Origin of the sequence: Thalassospira australica, assembly GCF_000763295.1 — a bacterium.
Lineage (GTDB): Bacteria > Pseudomonadota > Alphaproteobacteria > Rhodospirillales > Thalassospiraceae > Thalassospira > Thalassospira australica.
The window spans coordinates 483,129-499,775 of sequence record NZ_JRJE01000031.1; the positions used below are offsets into that span (position 1 = coordinate 483,129).

The 16,647-nt window shown below is 53.1% G+C and carries 15 protein-coding genes; 7 read left to right on the plus strand and 8 right to left on the minus strand.

Annotated elements, in window-relative coordinates; translation table 11 throughout:
• Positions 1-112 precede the first annotated feature (112 nt).
• On the plus strand, positions 113-1,363 hold the full coding sequence (locus JF44_RS0115435) for a D-amino acid dehydrogenase (protein WP_033069831.1): 1,251 nt from the start codon (positions 113-115) through the stop codon (positions 1,361-1,363).
• 35 nt (positions 1,364-1,398) lie between these two features.
• On the plus strand, positions 1,399-2,511 hold the full coding sequence (locus JF44_RS0115440) for a sensor histidine kinase (protein WP_033069832.1): 1,113 nt from the start codon (positions 1,399-1,401) through the stop codon (positions 2,509-2,511).
• 88 nt (positions 2,512-2,599) lie between these two features.
• Here the strand turns inward: JF44_RS0115440 and JF44_RS0115445 are convergent, their stop codons facing one another.
• From JF44_RS0115445 to bfr (JF44_RS0115465), 5 genes are all read right to left on the minus strand, one after another.
• Positions 2,600-3,076, minus strand: coding sequence for a c-type cytochrome (locus JF44_RS0115445; protein ID WP_238318470.1), 477 nt, complete (start codon positions 3,074-3,076; stop codon positions 2,600-2,602).
• Positions 3,077-3,120: 44 nt separating this feature from the next.
• Positions 3,121-3,504 carry a Cu(I)-responsive transcriptional regulator gene (cueR, locus tag JF44_RS0115450; RefSeq protein WP_033069833.1) on the minus strand — a complete coding sequence of 128 codons (384 nt, stop codon included), beginning with the start codon at positions 3,502-3,504 and terminating at the stop codon, positions 3,121-3,123.
• 4 nt (positions 3,505-3,508) lie between these two features.
• Positions 3,509-5,995 (minus strand): heavy metal translocating P-type ATPase, encoded by a 2,487-nt coding sequence (locus JF44_RS0115455; RefSeq protein WP_081944461.1) that lies wholly within the window; start codon positions 5,993-5,995, stop codon positions 3,509-3,511.
• Between the two features lie 178 nt (positions 5,996-6,173).
• Positions 6,174-6,665, minus strand: coding sequence for a bacterioferritin (gene bfr / locus JF44_RS0115460; RefSeq protein ID WP_033069834.1), 492 nt, complete (start codon positions 6,663-6,665; stop codon positions 6,174-6,176).
• A gap of 21 nt (positions 6,666-6,686) precedes the next feature.
• Positions 6,687-7,163 carry a bacterioferritin gene (bfr, locus tag JF44_RS0115465; RefSeq protein WP_033070005.1) on the minus strand — a complete coding sequence of 159 codons (477 nt, stop codon included), beginning with the start codon at positions 7,161-7,163 and terminating at the stop codon, positions 6,687-6,689.
• 264 nt (positions 7,164-7,427) lie between these two features.
• Here bfr (JF44_RS0115465) and JF44_RS0115470 point away from each other — a divergent pair, with 264 nt between their 5' ends.
• Positions 7,428-9,017: a cryptochrome/photolyase family protein gene (locus JF44_RS0115470; protein WP_033069835.1), complete on the plus strand. Its 1,590-nt coding sequence runs from the start codon at positions 7,428-7,430 to the stop codon at positions 9,015-9,017.
• Between the two features lie 164 nt (positions 9,018-9,181).
• Here the strand turns inward: JF44_RS0115470 and JF44_RS20380 are convergent, their stop codons facing one another.
• The gene (locus JF44_RS20380; RefSeq protein ID WP_156111701.1) at positions 9,182-9,346 is read right to left on the minus strand and encodes a DUF1127 domain-containing protein; all 165 of its coding nucleotides are present in this window, start codon (positions 9,344-9,346) and stop codon (positions 9,182-9,184) included.
• A 590-nt stretch (positions 9,347-9,936) separates the two neighbouring features.
• On the opposite strand from JF44_RS20380, the gene JF44_RS0115475 reads away from it, so the two are divergent.
• The 4 genes from JF44_RS0115475 to JF44_RS0115490 all read left to right on the plus strand — a co-directional run bounded on the left by JF44_RS0115475 (position 9,937) and on the right by JF44_RS0115490 (position 14,204).
• Positions 9,937-11,199, plus strand: a complete 1,263-nt coding sequence (locus JF44_RS0115475) for an ABC transporter substrate-binding protein (RefSeq protein WP_033069836.1) — start codon at positions 9,937-9,939, stop codon at positions 11,197-11,199.
• A gap of 99 nt (positions 11,200-11,298) precedes the next feature.
• Entirely contained in the window at positions 11,299-12,207 is a 909-nt protein-coding gene (locus JF44_RS0115480) for a carbohydrate ABC transporter permease (protein WP_033069837.1), read from the plus strand.
• Positions 12,200-13,087 carry a carbohydrate ABC transporter permease gene (locus tag JF44_RS0115485; protein ID WP_033069838.1) on the plus strand — a complete coding sequence of 296 codons (888 nt, stop codon included), beginning with the start codon at positions 12,200-12,202 and terminating at the stop codon, positions 13,085-13,087. Before JF44_RS0115480 ends, JF44_RS0115485 begins: the two co-directional genes overlap by 8 nt.
• A gap of 4 nt (positions 13,088-13,091) precedes the next feature.
• Positions 13,092-14,204, plus strand: coding sequence for an ABC transporter ATP-binding protein (locus JF44_RS0115490; protein WP_033069839.1), 1,113 nt, complete (start codon positions 13,092-13,094; stop codon positions 14,202-14,204).
• Positions 14,205-14,271: 67 nt separating this feature from the next.
• Here JF44_RS0115490 and JF44_RS0115495 read toward each other — a convergent pair whose 3' ends face one another.
• Together JF44_RS0115495 and JF44_RS0115500 are read right to left on the minus strand one after the other, a co-directional pair.
• Positions 14,272-15,771: a sensor histidine kinase gene (locus JF44_RS0115495; RefSeq protein WP_033069840.1), complete on the minus strand. Its 1,500-nt coding sequence runs from the start codon at positions 15,769-15,771 to the stop codon at positions 14,272-14,274.
• Positions 15,772-15,779: 8 nt separating this feature from the next.
• Positions 15,780-16,514 carry a response regulator gene (locus JF44_RS0115500; protein ID WP_033069841.1) on the minus strand — a complete coding sequence of 245 codons (735 nt, stop codon included), beginning with the start codon at positions 16,512-16,514 and terminating at the stop codon, positions 15,780-15,782.
• Between the last annotated feature and the right edge of the window lie 133 nt (positions 16,515-16,647).

A 16,647-nucleotide genomic window follows, 5' to 3' on the forward strand; every position in this document is an offset into this window, starting at 1 on the left:
TTTAAAATTCACCCCACTATATTGCAGGCAAATTCGCAAGTCAGATAGTGGGTTAATTGTCTTACTTTTCTGGCGCGTACGCCCATACTTTCCGCAACAAGGCTTTGCCCGCATGCATGTTGTCGTCATGGGCGCCGGTGTCATCGGGACAACGGCGGCCTGGTATCTTTTGCAAAATGGCCATGAGGTCACGGTCATCGACCGTCAGCATGCCAGCGCGCAAGAAACAAGCTTTGCCAATGGCGGCCAGATTTCCGCGTGCCATGCCACCCCATGGGCCAATGCCGCGACCCCCAAACAAATCCTGAAATGGCTGGGCCGCGAAGAAGCGCCGCTTTTGGTGCGCATGCGGTTTGATCCACAGCTTTTTGCATGGGGCCTAAGGTTCTTGCGCAATTGCACTGATGCGCGCGCCCGGATCAATCTTGAAAAGGCGCTTCGCCTTGCACTTTATAGCCGTGATTGTTTGCGAACGCTGCGCGAAGACCTTGACATCGACTATGACCATAGCGAGCGCGGCATCCTGCACATTTGTCGCTCAGATCAGGACATGGAAGCCGTGGAGAAGGCAACCCATCAGATGCGCGAATTTGGGCTGGACCGAAAAACCGTCAGCACAGATGAGTGCCTTGCAATCGAACCTGCCCTGCGTGACAGCAACGTGCCAATCATTGGTGGCAGCTATACCCCGGATGATGAAAGCGGCGATGCCCGCAAGTTCACACAGAATCTGGCAACGCATTGCAGCGCCAAGGGTGCGTCGTTTAAATTCAATACCCGGATCACAGGCATAACCCACAACCAAGGCAAGATTGAATTCGTCCAGACCGACAAGGGCGACATTCGTGCCGATGCCTTTTTGGCCTGCCTTGGAAGTTACAGTCCGCTCTTGCTCAAGCCCCTTGGTATTAAACTGCCGATTTATCCGTGCAAGGGCTACTCCATCAGCATCGATACAACCGGCCAAACAGGCGCGCCAACCACCGCACTGATCGATGACAGCGTCAAAATGGTGTACTCGCGACTTGGAGAACAGCTTAGGGTTGCAGGAACCGCAGAACTTGACGGATATAACCTGCGGATGTCACCCCGCCGACAACAGTTAATCGTCAATAAAGCCTTAGAATTATTCCCGAATTCTGGTGAACGGTCTAAAATTGAATTCTGGTCGGGTTTGCGGCCTGTAACCCCCGATTCCGCCCCTATTATTGGGGGCACAAAGTATGATAATCTATACGTCAATTCGGGGCATGGGACGTTGGGGTGGACAATGAGTTGCGGCTCGGCAAAAGCAATTGCCGACATCATCAGCAACAAAGTTCCTGACATCTCGCTGAAGGGGCTGGAGTGCGCACGCTTCTAACGGGCGACCGGCATATCATGGGACCAGGGACTGAGATGACCAACAACACACAGATTCGTACGACCGGCACGCCATTGGCCGACGAAGTCGTACTTAATGCCCTGCCCTATGCCGCTGTCATCTGTGATCGCAATGGCATTGTCATGCAATGTAACGACGCCATCTCGCAGATGATTGGGGTTTCCCGGGATCGCATGATCGGGCGCAAGGCTGGTTTCATCTCCAAGGGTCTGATGAACGATATCGAAGATGTGTTCTCGTCTGGCCGCACCTGGCGCGGAGATATCATTCTGGTGGGCGCTGCCAAGGAAAACCATGTCTGTGATCTGTCGATTGCCCCGCTTGAATATTTCCAGAACAATGAAACACGCACGGCCGTCTTGATGACGTTGCTTGAAAATGACCGCCAGAATCAGGCGGAACGTACGCTGATGGAGCAAAACCGCAGCCAGTCAGACGCCAATGCGTCCAAATCAGACTTCATCGCCAATATGGGCCATGAATTGCGTACGCCGCTCAATGCGATCATTGGCAATTCCGAACTGATCGCCCAAGGCGTTCTGGGGGATTTGTCTGACGGCTATCGCGATTGTGGTCGGGATGTTTATGAAGCCGGCAAGCACCTGCTGGAACTGGTCAACAACGTTCTGGATGTATCCAAGCTTTCGGCCGGTTCCATGACGTTGCAGCTTGAGAATGCCGAACTTGGGGCAATGATGCATGATGTCGCCCGGCTTGTCGGAGGGGATATCTCGCGCCGGGATCACATCCTGACCCTGGATTTGCCAGACCAGCCGGTTTTGATGCTGTGTGACAAACTCAAACTCAAGCAGATATTGATCAATATCCTCAGTAACGCGGCCAAGTTTACCCCGGATCACGGAAAGATCAGTCTTGGGCTATCTGTTAGCGATAATGAAATCACATTTGCCGTGGAAGATAACGGTGTGGGCATGAGCCCAAATGACATTCCACGTGCCCTTGCGCGCTTCTCACAGCTTCATCCATCCGGGGTCAAGGAAAGTGTTGGCACCGGCCTTGGCCTGCCGTTGGCAAAATTGCTTGTGGAGCTGCATGGTGGACGGCTTAGCATCGAAAGTGACCTCGGCAAGGGCACAACCGTGCGCATCACATTGCCACGCACCTGAACTGTTGCCTGGCTACTCTTGCACAAAGACCCGCATCGGCGTTTCCGATACGGGTCTTTTTTATCTTTATGCCCTTGCAATACGGTCCTTACTGCTTGGCCGACTGATTGATCTGGTCGTGCCGCTGCCTGACCTCATCAGACCATCGGCTTTTGATGTAGGACAGACTGGCAAGGATTTCCTCGTCACTTAGAACATCTTCAAAGCCCGGCATTGCCGACTGATAGTCACCCCCGGCCATGACTGATGGCCCATATTTGGTCAATGCAAACAACACAGCATCGGGGTGATGCCATGTATGACCGGTCTCATCATGGGGTGGTGCGGGAAGCAACCCATCGGGGCCACGTTCGCGCCAGTTCGCCTCTCCTTCAAGTTTCACGCCGTGGCAGGAGGCACAATTGGCGTCATAAACCTTCTTGCCCATCGCAACCAGCTGCAAGTCATCCGGGCGCAGCTCTGCCTTTTGGTCCGGCGTTGTTTCAGGACCGAAGTAGAAGACGATGCCATACAGGATCGCAGCACCAACAAGCGCACCAAGCGCTATCACACCTTTGTTCTTCACTATTCTCTCTCTTACTGATGTATCTATCGGTCTTGGTGACGACGCTAGCGTGCCAGATCGTTGATGATCGGACAGTTCGGGCGATCATCACCGTGGCAGGACTGCACAAGTTCAGACAGCGTGTCCCGAAGGCTTTGAAGTTCTGAAATCTTGCGTTCAATTTCGACCAGATGGGACTTGGCGATCTTTTTTACGTCTGAAGATGCGCGGTTGCGGTCCTCGTAAAGAGACAGCAACACACGGCAATCCTCGACCGAGAAACCAAGTCCACGGGCACGTTGCAAAAAGCGCAACTTGTGCAAATCATCCTCATCGTAGTCGCGGTACCCGTTGGCAAGTCTGCCCGGCGAAACAAGACCGATTTCCTCGTAATAACGGATGGTCTTGGTAGGCAGACTGCATTCTTTTGCAGCATCAGAAATATTCATGGCGTTATTTCTGCCCCTTCGCTGTCCAGCGCCGCAACGTCAGCGAGTTACCAACAACCGACACGGAGCTAAGCGCCATGGCCGCCCCGGCTATTGCCGGACTAAGGATACCAAATGCAGCCAACGGGACACCCACCACGTTATAGGCAAAAGCCCAAAACAGGTTCTGGGCGATCTTGCGCCGGGTCGCGATGGAAATATCAATCGCTGCAGATACAAGTGCCGGGTCAGAGCGCATCAGCGTAATTCCGGCAGTTTCCATCGCAACATCGGTCCCACCGCCCATGGCAATCCCCACATCCGCAGCAGCCAGTGCCGGTGCATCATTGATGCCATCACCAACCATTGCGACGCGTCGTCCCTGCTTGCGCAGTTTTTCGACTTCACGTGCCTTGTCTTGCGGGCGAATACGTCCCTCGCCGCGTTCAAGCCCAAGTTCGCGGGCGACGTGGCTTGCAACGTCCTGACTGTCGCCCGAAAGCATGATGGATGAAATACCGCGCGCCTTGAGGTCCGCAATCGCCTGTTTCGCACCTTCGCGAATACGATCCTCAAGCGTCATGTAACCGGCAAAGACACCATCAATGGCGATCAGGATAACCGTCCGACCCTCGCTTTCATGTTTTTGGATGGCTTTGGCAACATCTTCGGCCGGATGATCAATTCCTTGATCTGTCAGCAGGGATTCGCTGCCAATCGCGACCTTGCGGCCGTCAACCTGTGCCATGACACCTGCACCGGTTTTGCCTTTGAAGTTGTCAATTTCGGGAATATTCAGCCCCGCGTCGCGAGCAAACGACACAACGGCACGTGCCAGGGGATGCTCGCTTGCGGCCTGAACACCTGCCGTCAGGCTAAGCAATTCATTGCGGTCCACACCATCAACCGGACATACATCATGGACTGCCGGTGTGCCTTCTGTGAGGGTTCCGGTCTTGTCAAAAATGATGGTGTCGACATTGTGGGCCTGCTCAAGTGCCTCGAAATTGCGGATCAAAATACCATTACGTGCGGCACTACCAGTCCCCGCGACAAGGGCAGTTGGTGTTGCAAGTCCAAGCGCACAGGGGCAGGCAATCACCAGAACGGATACAGCAGCAACGATGGAGGCCTCTGCGCCAAAGCCGGTAAACAGCCACGCAGCCAACGTCAGCAGCGCGATACCGACGACAACCGGCACAAACACCGCAGAAACACGGTCGACAAGCTTCTGAACCGGGGCCTTGCCCGTCTGGGCCCGCTCGACCAGACGAATGATGCGTGAAAGCGTCGTGTCATCGCCAACTGCCCCGACTTCAATATCAAGACGTCCAGTGCCATTGACGGCACCCCCGACAACATTATCGCCGGGTTGACGGGCAACCGGACGCGTTTCGCCGGTGATCAGGCTTTCATCGAGTTCGCTGTCGCCAGCACGCACAGTGCCATCCACGGGCAGACGTTCACCTGGCAAGACACGAACAATATCGCCGACCGACAGGCTTTCGACCGCGACATCCTGTTCGCCTTTACCTTCGACCAGTTTACGTGCCCGACGTGGGCGGAGCGCCATCAATTCGCGGATGGCGGCAGATGCACCACGCTTGGCACGGTCTTCCATGATCTTGCCAGCAAGGATCAATGTCACAATCGCGGCTGAGGCCTCGAAATAAAGAGGGGCCTGCCCGTCATTGGCCGTAAGCATGTTATAAACACTTAAGAAATAGGCCGCTGACGTCCCAAGGGCGACCAGCACATCCATATTGGCACTGCGATGACGAAGTGCCGCAAACGCGCCCTTGTAAAACCGCGCACCGATATAAAATTGCACCGGTGTCGCCAGCACCAATTCGATCCAGGCCGGCAGGTGATAGGACACCCCAAGGTTCATCCACACCATCTGCAAAACCAGTGGCGCTGTCAGCAATGCAGAAACTGCCAGCAGGATCAGGGATTTATCTGTTTTCTTTTTATCTTTAACGTCAACACCGTCATCTTCTGCCGCGTCGGACGACGCCCCGTTGCGCGATGTTGCGTGATACCCGGCATCTTCGACGGCCTTGATCACGCGGGCATCGTTAACGGCATCTGAAAAGGCCAATACATCGGCGCGTTCCAGGGCGAAATTCACACTGGCTGTGGAAACCCCCGGCAAGGCCGCAAGCGCCTTTTCAACCCGCAGCGCGCAATTCGCGCACGACATGCCATCGACATCAAATGATAGCTGTTCTTCCACGACGCTATATCCTGCATCATTCACGGCCTTTGCGATGGTCGCGGTATCGGTCTTGCTGCTGTCAAAATGTACATTTGCCGAGTTCAGGGCAAAATTCACCGATGCATCGGACACGCCATCAAGTGCGGAAAGTGCCTTTTCGACGCGCCCGGCACAGTTTGCACAAGACATGCCTTCGATCTGGAAACTGACATCATCGTCATTCGCCGCAAGTGCGCCGCTTGTGCCAATAGCACCGCCTGACGGGGCGTCAAATTGTTCGGTCCGGCTGTCCATATCACGTTACCTCAAAGCAGGTTGCCTATTGAATATGGGCGACCATAGAGGTTTCAGCAACTGGAAGGTCAAGCGAATTAAACGCCGCTTTCGCAAAGCGACGATATTCCTTGGTTTGCGCCAAACAAAAAAGCCCCGGACATCAATCCGGGGCTTTTGATTTAATTGAGGGTCGCGTTTAGCCGTGCGGGTTTGGTTCACCGGCAGCGCGGAACTGGATATAGTTCGGCAGACCCATCATTTCGATCAGGCGGATCTGTTGTTCGATCCAGTAAGCATGATCTTCTTCACTGTCATCAAGCAGACCGACCAGCATCTGGCGGGTCTGGAAATCGTCTTCTGCCTCGGCGATTTTGATCGCCTTTTTCAGAAGGTTGATAACGTGATATTCGTGTTCGAGATCATTTTTCATCATCTCGGGCACGGTTTTGCCGATCTTGATCGGCTCGCGCGAGGCGGTATCGGGCACACCTTCAAGGAACAGGATACGCTCGATCAGACGCTTTGCGTGTTCGAGTTCCTCGTCCTTTTCGTGGTGCATGCGCTCATAAAGCGAATGCAGGCCCCAATCGGCGTACATTTCGGCGTGCGTGTTATACTGATCCGCCGCCGAGAGTTCCGCTGTAAGCTGCTTATTCAGCGCGGCGATGACCTTTTTACTACCCTTCATGGTGTAATGCTCCTGATCTGATTAATCGCCGTCGCCTGAACGGCTCTGAATAAAGTTTGCAATCCCGATGTTTTCGAGCTGCCATTCTTCGGTCTCAAGCCAATCGACATGCTCTTCCTGATCTTCAAGGAATTTCACGAGCAAATCGCGGGTGACAAAATCTTCGGCCTTTTCACAGGCCGTGATCGCTTCGCGCAACAGCGGCAGAGACGCCAATTCAAACTTCATGTCACAGCTGATGATTTCTTCGACATTTTCGCCGATCATCAGTTTGTTGAGGTTCTGAAGGTTTGGAAGGCCTTCAAGGAACAGGATGCGCTCGATCGTGTCGTCGGCGCGTTTCATTTCCTTGATCGAGAGCTTGTACTCATACTCGCCCATTTCTTCGACACCCCAGTCCCGCAGCATTCTGGCATGCAGGAAATACTGGTTAATCGCGGTCAACTGGTTGGTCAAAATGCGATTAAGGTATGTGATGATCTTGGGATCACCTTTCATCATGGCTCTCCTGATGGTTGGGCTAAGCAGATAGTGGGAATCCGCCCTGCCCGTTTCAAGGGAAAAACGCGTCTTTGATTACCATTATCAACAATTTAGAGGATTTTTCAGAAAATAGCCACTTACACTGATTGACTAAAAATCATTCGCACAAATCTGACTGAGAATGAAAATCGCTTCAGGTGGAATTCGTTTTGCCGGCGATCTTTTGGGGTATCTGGAGCGTACGAGTCGTAACTGTCATGCAAATAATTGAAGCAAAACATGAAGCCCCGATATCAGACCATTCGTTTCATTCTTGGTGATCAACTTTCCCATGGGCTTTCCAGTCTGACGGACGCAGACCCTGACCGTGATCTTATCGTCATGGCCGAGCCACGCTATGAATTGCAATACGTCCCACATCACCGTCAAAAGATCGTTCTGATCCTGTCCGCCATGCGCCATTTTGCGGCAGATCTGCGCGATCAGGGATTTCAGGTCGAATATTACGACTTTGAAAATCGCCCGACCACATCCTTCACCGAGGCGCTTAAATCCGCCATTGCATCATATGGCATCAAACAGGTGGTGATCACCGCCCCCGGTGAATGGCGGGTATTGCGTGAAATCGAAAAGTGGCCTGAAAACCTTGGTATCGACGTCGATTTGCGTCCCGATGACCGTTTCTTTTCCGAGCTTGATGCGTTTACGGAATTTGCCCAAAACCGCAAGGAATTGCGGATGGAATATTTCTATCGTGGGCTGCGCAGGACTACCGGCATTCTGATGGAACCCGATGGCAAACCTGTCGGCGGGCAATGGAATTTTGATCACGATAATCGCAAACGCCTTCCCGATGACGTAAGCCTGCCAACACCCAAAACCTTTGCACCGGACCAGATTACCCAGGAACTTCTTGATCAGGCCAACGAAGCTTTTCCGGGTGCGGTTGGTGATATCGCCTCATTTGGCTGGGCTGTCACCCGAAAGGAGGCTTTGATTGCACTTGATCATTTCATCGCGCATCGCCTGCCCAGCTTTGGTGACTATCAGGATGCCATGACGGTCAAAAGCGCAACGGTCTATCACGCGCTGATCAGCCCCTACATCAATATCGGCCTGCTGTTACCAGATGAGGTCTGCCGTGCCGCTGAACAGGCATATTATGATGGCAAGTCGCCATTGAATGCTGTTGAAGGATTTATTCGCCAAATCCTTGGCTGGCGGGAATACGTCCGGGGCCTTTATTGGTATCTTGGTCCGGATTATGGCGATGGCAATCATTTCGATGCCAAACGTTCTTTACCGGCGTTCTTTTGGGATGCAAACGTTCCTATGAATTGCCTGAAACAGGCAATAGGCGAAACATTGGACAATGCCTATGCCCATCATATCCAACGCCTGATGGTCATTGGCAACTTCGCCCTGTTGGCGGGCCTGGATCCGCGGGAAGTCTGCGAATGGTATCTGGCTGTCTATATCGATGCGTTTGAATGGGTTGAGCTTCCCAACACCTTCGGGATGGCACTTTATGCCGATGGTGGCAAAATGGCATCCAAACCCTATGCGGCCAGTGGCAAATATATCGACCGTATGTCTGATTATTGTCAGGAATGCCAATTCAACCCACGCAAAAACACTGGCCCGGATGCCTGTCCGTTTAATGCGCTTTACTGGCATTTTCTTGATCGCAACGCCGACACACTTGGTAAAAACCCGCGCCTTGGCATGCCTTATCGCAACTGGGCTCGCATGAAAGATGAGACCAAACGTGACCTGATCTCACAGGCAGAAGCATTTCTTACCAAACTTGAGGGCGGAAACCTTGGTTCAGGCGATAATGCCAAACCGACACAGACAAGCTTGTTCTGAGCCCGATAGCCAAGAGGCCACAATATACATACGGCCTTAATCGTACCTTCCCGGTGCCCGCAGGCCTGCCATCAGGCTTTTGCCCCTGAAACACAAAAAGCCGGACGTGTGTCCGGCTTTAGCATTGGCGTTCCCGATAAACGGGCGCCTAAATCGCATTGGCGTTATGCAATCGCGTCGTGTGCGGCTTTACGTGCAACGTCTTTGATCTGCCAATGGGAAATCCCGACATCATCAAGGTCGCGCTTATCAAGACCGTAAAGTTCGTTCGCAACGGTGCGAGCATAGGCCCAACGGCGAACAGCAACGAGAATACTGGACAGGAACATGTTGAACCTCCTTTAGGTTACAAAAAATGAATGCCGCCTTGGAAACCATTTAAAAGTTTCAGTCACCAACTGTCTGGCGCATTCACTGTAGTACTTTCGCATTGCAATATGCCCAAATGTCTTCGCACCCTCAATCACCAAACTTTGCACATCATCTATTCCATTTATTCACAGATAGTCCGCAATAGCTTTGCGATAACGCTTGATTGGTTGCCGATGGTCCATATTTCGGCTGCATTACAAAGTTGAATTTTATGCCTGCCTGATGTTGCGATGCGTAATTTTTGCCGTTCCCGAACATCTGCCATGATGCCTCCGTCCCGGTCCCAAAAGAAATTACCGCACCAGAACGCATCAATCTCTGTTGGCTGGAGCTCATTTGTGCCAAATGATCATATCTGTAATGCACACAAGCGCTCTAATTGTTTTTGCTGCTTTGCAATATACTTGTGGTCTATATAACTATTTTTGTAACACTTTGTTTCAGTTCGCATTCTGGAAACGCCCTGTTACAGTTTTGTGGATGCATTGAGCCTCCTCTCGCAGCATGTTGTCGCTGTAAATGGTTTAAAGCCAGGGAGGAAACCTAAATGTACTTGCGCAAAACCATCCTCGCCACAGGTGTGGCGTTATCTGCTCTTGCGACTGCAAGCTTTGCACATGCCGAACCGACTGCCGAAGTTCTGCACTGGTGGACGTCGGGCGGCGAAGCAAAAGCTGTCGCATCCCTTAAAGAAGATTTTGAAGCCAACGGCGGTACCTGGGTCGATAGCCCGGTTGCTGGTGGTGCTGGCGATGCGGCCATGACCGTTCTGCGTTCGCGCGTTCTGTCTGGTGATGCACCGGCTGCTGTTCAGCTTAAAGGTCCGGCCATTCAGGAATGGGCCGAACAGGGTGCCCTTGCTGATCTGAATGACGTTGCGGCTGCTGAAGGTTGGGATGACGTTATCCCGGGCGCCATCCAGGATGTCATGAAATATGAAGGCGACTATGTTGCAGTTCCGGTAAACGTTCACCGCGTTGACTGGATCTGGGCAAACCCGACCCTTCTGGAAAAAGTTGGTGCCACCGAAGCACCGAAAACCTGGGACGAGTTCAACGCCCTTGCTGACAAACTCAAAGCTGCTGGCATCACGCCGGTTGCTCATGGTGGTCAGCCGTGGCAGGACGCAACCGTGTTCGAAACGGTCGTTCTTGGTCTTGGCGGTCCGGAATTCTTCCAGAAAGCCCTGATCGACCTCGACGAAGACGCGCTGAATTCCGACACCATGAAAGCGGTGTTTGACCAGATGCGTAAAATCCGCGGTTATGTTGATGCCGACTTCCCGGGTCGTGACTGGAACCTTGCAACCGCAATGGTTATGAATGGCGAAGCTGCCATGCAGATCATGGGTGACTGGGCCAAAGGCGAATTCCTTGCTGCGGGCAAAGTTCCGGGCAAAGACTTCATTTGTGCCGCAACCCCGTCGGAAAACGGCTATCTGTTTAACGTTGACAGCTTTGCAATGTTCAACGTTTCGGGTGACGACAAGGTCGAAGGCCAGAAACTGCTTGCCGAACTTATCGTTGGCGAGAAGTTCCAGGAAACCTTCAACCTTCTCAAAGGTTCGATCCCGGCACGTTCTGGCGTTTCGCTTGATAACTTCGACGATTGCGCCAAGAAATCCGAAGCTGACCTCAATGCTGCTCAGGCTGCGGGTGGGTTCCTTCCGTCCATGGCACATGGCATGGCGCTCCGCGGTCACCTTTCGGGTGCGATCGTTGACGTCGTGACCGCACACTTCAACTCGGACATGTCGTCTGACGAAGCTGTGTCGCGTCTGGTCGAAGCCATTGAACTGGCGAAAGACTAATCTCGATTGATCAGTACAGTTTGACTGGCTGAATTACGCGCAGGCCCCGGAACATTCCGGGGCCTGACTTCCACTACTTTAACTTTTGAGGCAAAGGGTATGGGGGCTTCTCAAAGCACCGAAAGCAACCTGACGGCCGGCATCCAGCGTCATCTTTCCAAGATCGTTGTTGCACCGTCCTTTGCTGCGTCCCTGTTTTTCGTCTACGGGTTCATCCTGTGGACCGGCTATATGGCGTTTTCAAAGTCGCGCATGCTTCCTGTTTGGGATTGGGCAGGCCTGCGACAATATGAACGCCTGTGGCAGATGGAACGCTGGCATGTTGCCATTGAAAACCTGCTGATCTTTGGTGGTCTGTTTATTGTGACCTGCCTGGTTATCGGGTGCCTTTTGGCAGTTCTTCTAGATCAGCGTATTCGCGCCGAAGGTGCGCTTCGTACGATCTTTCTTTATCCGATGGCCCTGTCCTTCATTGTGACCGGTACTGTTTGGAAATGGCTTCTTAATCCGGGCCTTGGCCTTGAAAGCATGATGCATGACCTTGGCTGGACGAGCTTTGAATTCGACTGGCTGGTCAATTCGGATATGGCGATCTACACGGTTGTAATCGCAGCTGTCTGGCAGGCATCTGGTTTTGTGATGGCGATGTTCCTTGCGGCATTGCGCGGCGTTGATCAAGACATCATTCGCGCAGCCTATATGGACGGTGCCAGCCTGCCCCGTATCTATTTCGGCATTATCATTCCGTCAATTCGCCCGGTCTTCCTGAGTGCGATTGTCGTTCTGGCCCACTTGGCCGTCAAAAGCTTTGACCTTGTTATCGCCCTTACTGGCGGCGGTCCGGGGTACTCATCGGATCTTCCGGCAACCTTCATGTACACGATGGCATTCCAGCGTAACCAGCTTGGTGTGGGTGCTGCCAGTGCGATGATGATGCTGGCGACCGTCATGGCAATCATTGTGCCGTACCTTTATTCCGAACTGCGCGGAGGCAAGAAAAATGGCTGATATTCAGACCTACAGCCACGACGCAGGCTGGAAACATACGGTTCTGCGCGGGTTGCTTTACCTCGTCCTGATCCTGTTTGCGGCCTATTATCTTTTCCCGCTGATCGTCATGATTTCGACCTCGTTGAAGTCTTTGGACGAAATCCGTGAAGGGTCGCTTATTTCGCTGCCACGTGTGGTGACATTCGATGCATGGAACTATGCATGGAACGAAGCCTGCGTTGGTGTGGAATGTACCGGGATCAAAATCTATTTCTGGAACTCGGTCAAAATGGCGGTTCCCGCTGTTCTGATTTCGACCTTCCTTGGTGCGATCAACGGTTATGCGCTGACCAAATGGCGTTTTAAGGGGGCGAACATCGTCTTTGCCCTGCTGCTGTTTGGTTGCTTCATTCCGTTCCAGGTCGTTCTGCTGCCGATGTCACAGGTTCTTGGCAAGCTTGGTCTTGCCAGCTCGACCGCAGGCCTTGTTATGGTCCACGTCGTTTATGGCCTGTGCTTCACCACCCTGTTCTTCCGGAACTACTACGTTTCGATCCCGGATGAACTGGTCAAGGCAGCCACCATCGACGGTGCAGGATTCTTCACCATTTTCTGGCGCATCATCCTGCCGATCTCGACCCCGATCATCGTGGTGTCGGTCATCTGGCAGTTCACCCAGATCTGGAATGACTTCCTGTTCGGCGCGTCGTTCGCTTCTGGCGCCAACGCCCCCATGACCGTCGCACTCAACAATATCGTCAACACCACGACCGGCGTGAAACAGTACAACGTGGATATGGCAGCAGCCTTGCTGACCGGTCTTCCGACGTTGCTGGTTTATGTCCTGGCAGGCAAATACTTCGTCCGCGGCCTGACAGCCGGTTCGGTGAAGGGATAAGTAAATGGCATCACTCACCCTCGATAAAGTTCGCAAGGCATTTGGCCCTGTTGAAGTTCTCAAGGAAATCAATCTGGCAATTGATGATGGCGAGTTTCTCGTCCTTGTTGGCCCGTCAGGTTGCGGCAAATCCACCCTTCTTAACCTGATTGCAGGTTTGGAAAGTTCGACCGACGGGGAAATCCGCATTGGCGATCGCGTCATCAATGACGTGCATCCCAAGGACCGTAACATCGCCATGGTGTTCCAGTCCTATGCGCTTTATCCCAACATGACGGTCCGCAAGAACATCACCTTTGGTCTTGAAATCCGTGGTGTCTCCAATCAGGAACGCGACAAGGCGGTTGCCGATGTCGCCAAACTGCTTCAGATCGAACCGCTTCTGGATCGTAAACCATCCCAGCTTTCGGGTGGTCAACGTCAGCGCGTTGCCATGGGCCGTGCGCTTGTGCGTGATCCGGACATCTTCTTGTTTGATGAACCGCTTTCAAACCTTGATGCGAAATTGCGTGTCGACATGCGCACCGAAATCAAGAAGCTGCATCAGCGTCTTGGTTCGACCATCGTTTACGTGACCCACGATCAGATCGAAGCCATGACCCTGGCATCGCGCATCGCGGTCATGAAAGACGGTATCCTGCAGCAGTTCGATACACCACAGAACATCTATGAACGTCCAAACAACATGTTTGTTGCGGGCTTCATCGGGTCACCGTCGATGAACTTCATTGATGCGACGCTGGTTGACGATGGTGGCAATCTGGCGGTTTCGATCGCGCGTGAGGGCACCACGATTGTGCTGCCGCTGTTTGAGGCACCGGAAAGCTACAAGGCCTATGCGGGTAAAAAGGTTGTCTTTGGCATCCGCCCAGAAGCCCTGACCCACAAGCGTACCGGTTCCGATGAACAAGGCAGCCAGTATGTCAACTTTGACAGCAAGGTCGAAGTCATCGAACCCACGGGTGCGGATACCATGACCGTGATCGACATTGCCGGTAAGGAAATCGTCGCACGTGTCCGTCCGGACCGCGCACCAACACCGGGCGAGAGCATGACGTTCTCGGCCGATATGTCTCAGATCAGTCTGTTTGACCCGGAAACCGAGTTGCGGATCTGATCTGACTGGCGGGTGGTTCTGGGGGCCACCCGCCATTCTTTTTTCCGGGGTACTTTGCGCCCTGCCCTTATACCTTGCGCGGCAGAGAAATAATCACTTCAAGTCCCTTACCGGGCATGTTGCGCAACTGTATCTGCCCATCGTGGGCATCAATTACGGTCTTCACAATCGACAGGCCCAAGCCACTGCCGCCCGTGGTACGTGCCCGTGATCCTTCCACGCGATAAAATGGCAAGAAGACCTTGTCCTGATGTTCAACCGGTATCCCCGGTCCATCATCGCGAATGGTCACCAGAACCGTATCGGCCGTTGCTTCGAGGTCTACCTTAGCCCGATGGCCGTATTTCAGGGCATTTTCAATCAGATTGGTAAAGGCGCGTTTTAACGTGCCCGGACGGCAAGATAGCCGGATGCTGCGTTTGCTATCGAAGGAATGCGGTTCATCCCCGCCGCCAAACACCGTATGCACCGAACTGAATTGCAGCGGTTGCGGCCCATTAAACGCAACAGGCCGCCCAAGATCGGCGTAATCATCACAAATCGCCTCAAGCACCGAGACAAAATCAACGGTGCGTTCCTCTTCTTTCTGAATCCAGTCGCCCAGAAAATCGAGGGCATCGTTCAAAAGACTGTCCATTTCATCAAGATCGCGCAGCACCGTTTCGCGCAATTCATCATTTTCAATGAATTCAGCCCGCAGGCGCAGGCGCGTACTTGGTGTGCGCAAATCATGTGAAATCGCGGCCAGCATCCGGGTGCGATCCCCCAGCATTCTGGAAATACGTTCGCGCAGATCGTTATAGGCAGCGGCCATGGACCGGGCCTCGGTCGGGCCGCGCTCCTCAACCGGTGGGCTGCTGACGTCATCGCCATAATTGATGATCGCACCTGTCAGACGTTTAAACGGCCCTGCCAAAAGGTCCGCCAGTGCCGCAAACACCGCAAGAACCGCAACCACGCCAATCAGAAACATCAAGAACACAAGCGATGGCGAAGAATAACTGGCCCAGAGTTCATCATGCTGCACCAAAATCCGTTTACCCGATGGCATCAGGATTTCGACCTGTGCTTCAAGTCCAAGACGGGCAATTTCACGTGATAATTCCGCAAAAAACAAACTGGGGTTTTCGGTGGCCTCAATAGTCGCACGTTGTTCCGAACTTAACCGACCACGTTCAAAATGTACTTTGACCGATATCGGCCAGCCGGTATTGGCCAGTCGTGCTGGCATCGCGATGTGCTGAGCCGGGCGCGAAAACAGCAACAAGGTGCCCAGATCATCTGGCGGCAGAATGCGCATCACCATCCCGTCACGGGCGGCAATATCGATGATGTTTTCTTCGAACTCCGGGTTCTCGGCGATCCGAACCAGTTCGCGAATGGTAAAGCCCAGCGTATAGGCACGGCCAATGCGCCCGTCCCGTTCAATGACATAATAGGATGCCATCGCACTAAGAACCGCAATGATCAGCCCGCCCAACATCATCAGGATAAAGATACGCCCACCCAGCGTCCGCGGCTTATAGCGACGAAGATAATTGCTGAAATCGGCGAACATATCGGCCATCTGCGGACCTAAAGCGTCTGGGTATCAGCGCAGAACTGATACCCGATACCGCGCACAGTTTTGATCAGTTTCGGGTTTTTGGCGTCTTTTTCGATCTTGCGGCGCAAACGGCTGATTTGGATGTCGATGCTGCGGTCAAACGGCAATGAGCTTTGCCCGCGCACGATGTCAACAAGCTGTTCACGTGACAGGGCGCGCTTGTTGTTTTTCACCAATGCCAAAAGCAGTGAAAATTCCCCTGTCGAAAGATGAACCGCAACATTGTCTGCGTCGCGCAGTTCGCGTGACCCAATATCCAGGGTCCATTCGCCAAAAATGATTTTGTGAGCCGGGGTGATTTCGTTATCCGCCGGGGCCACTGCGCCAGTTTCAAACCGGCGAAACACGGCACGAATACGTGCAAGCAACTCACGCGGATTGAACGGTTTGGTCAGATAGTCATCCGCGCCGAGTTCAAGGCCCAAAATACGATCCGTGTCCTCCCCCACCGCCGTCAGCATGACAATCGGCACCTTGGAAGTACGCCGGACATCGCGGCACAATGCAAAGCCGTCCTCGCCCGGCAACATGATATCAAGAATAACCAGATCGATCTTCCAATCGCGCAGGGCACGGTGCATCTCATTACCGTCCGAAACGGTGGTAATGCGAAAACCATGCTGCAAAAGGAACTTTTTCAAAAGCTTCTGGATTTCCTGATCGTCATCAACGACCAGAATATGTGGTTCACGTCGCGTCGTCAGTGTCCCGAACTCCCCTGATTTTCGTCGGTCATGTGCCTGACCGTGGCCGGAGTTTAGTCTATATCGACAACAGTTTGAACCATTTTACCATCTGGCACTTAAAATGGAAAAAGCCGGCCATTTCCCGACTTTT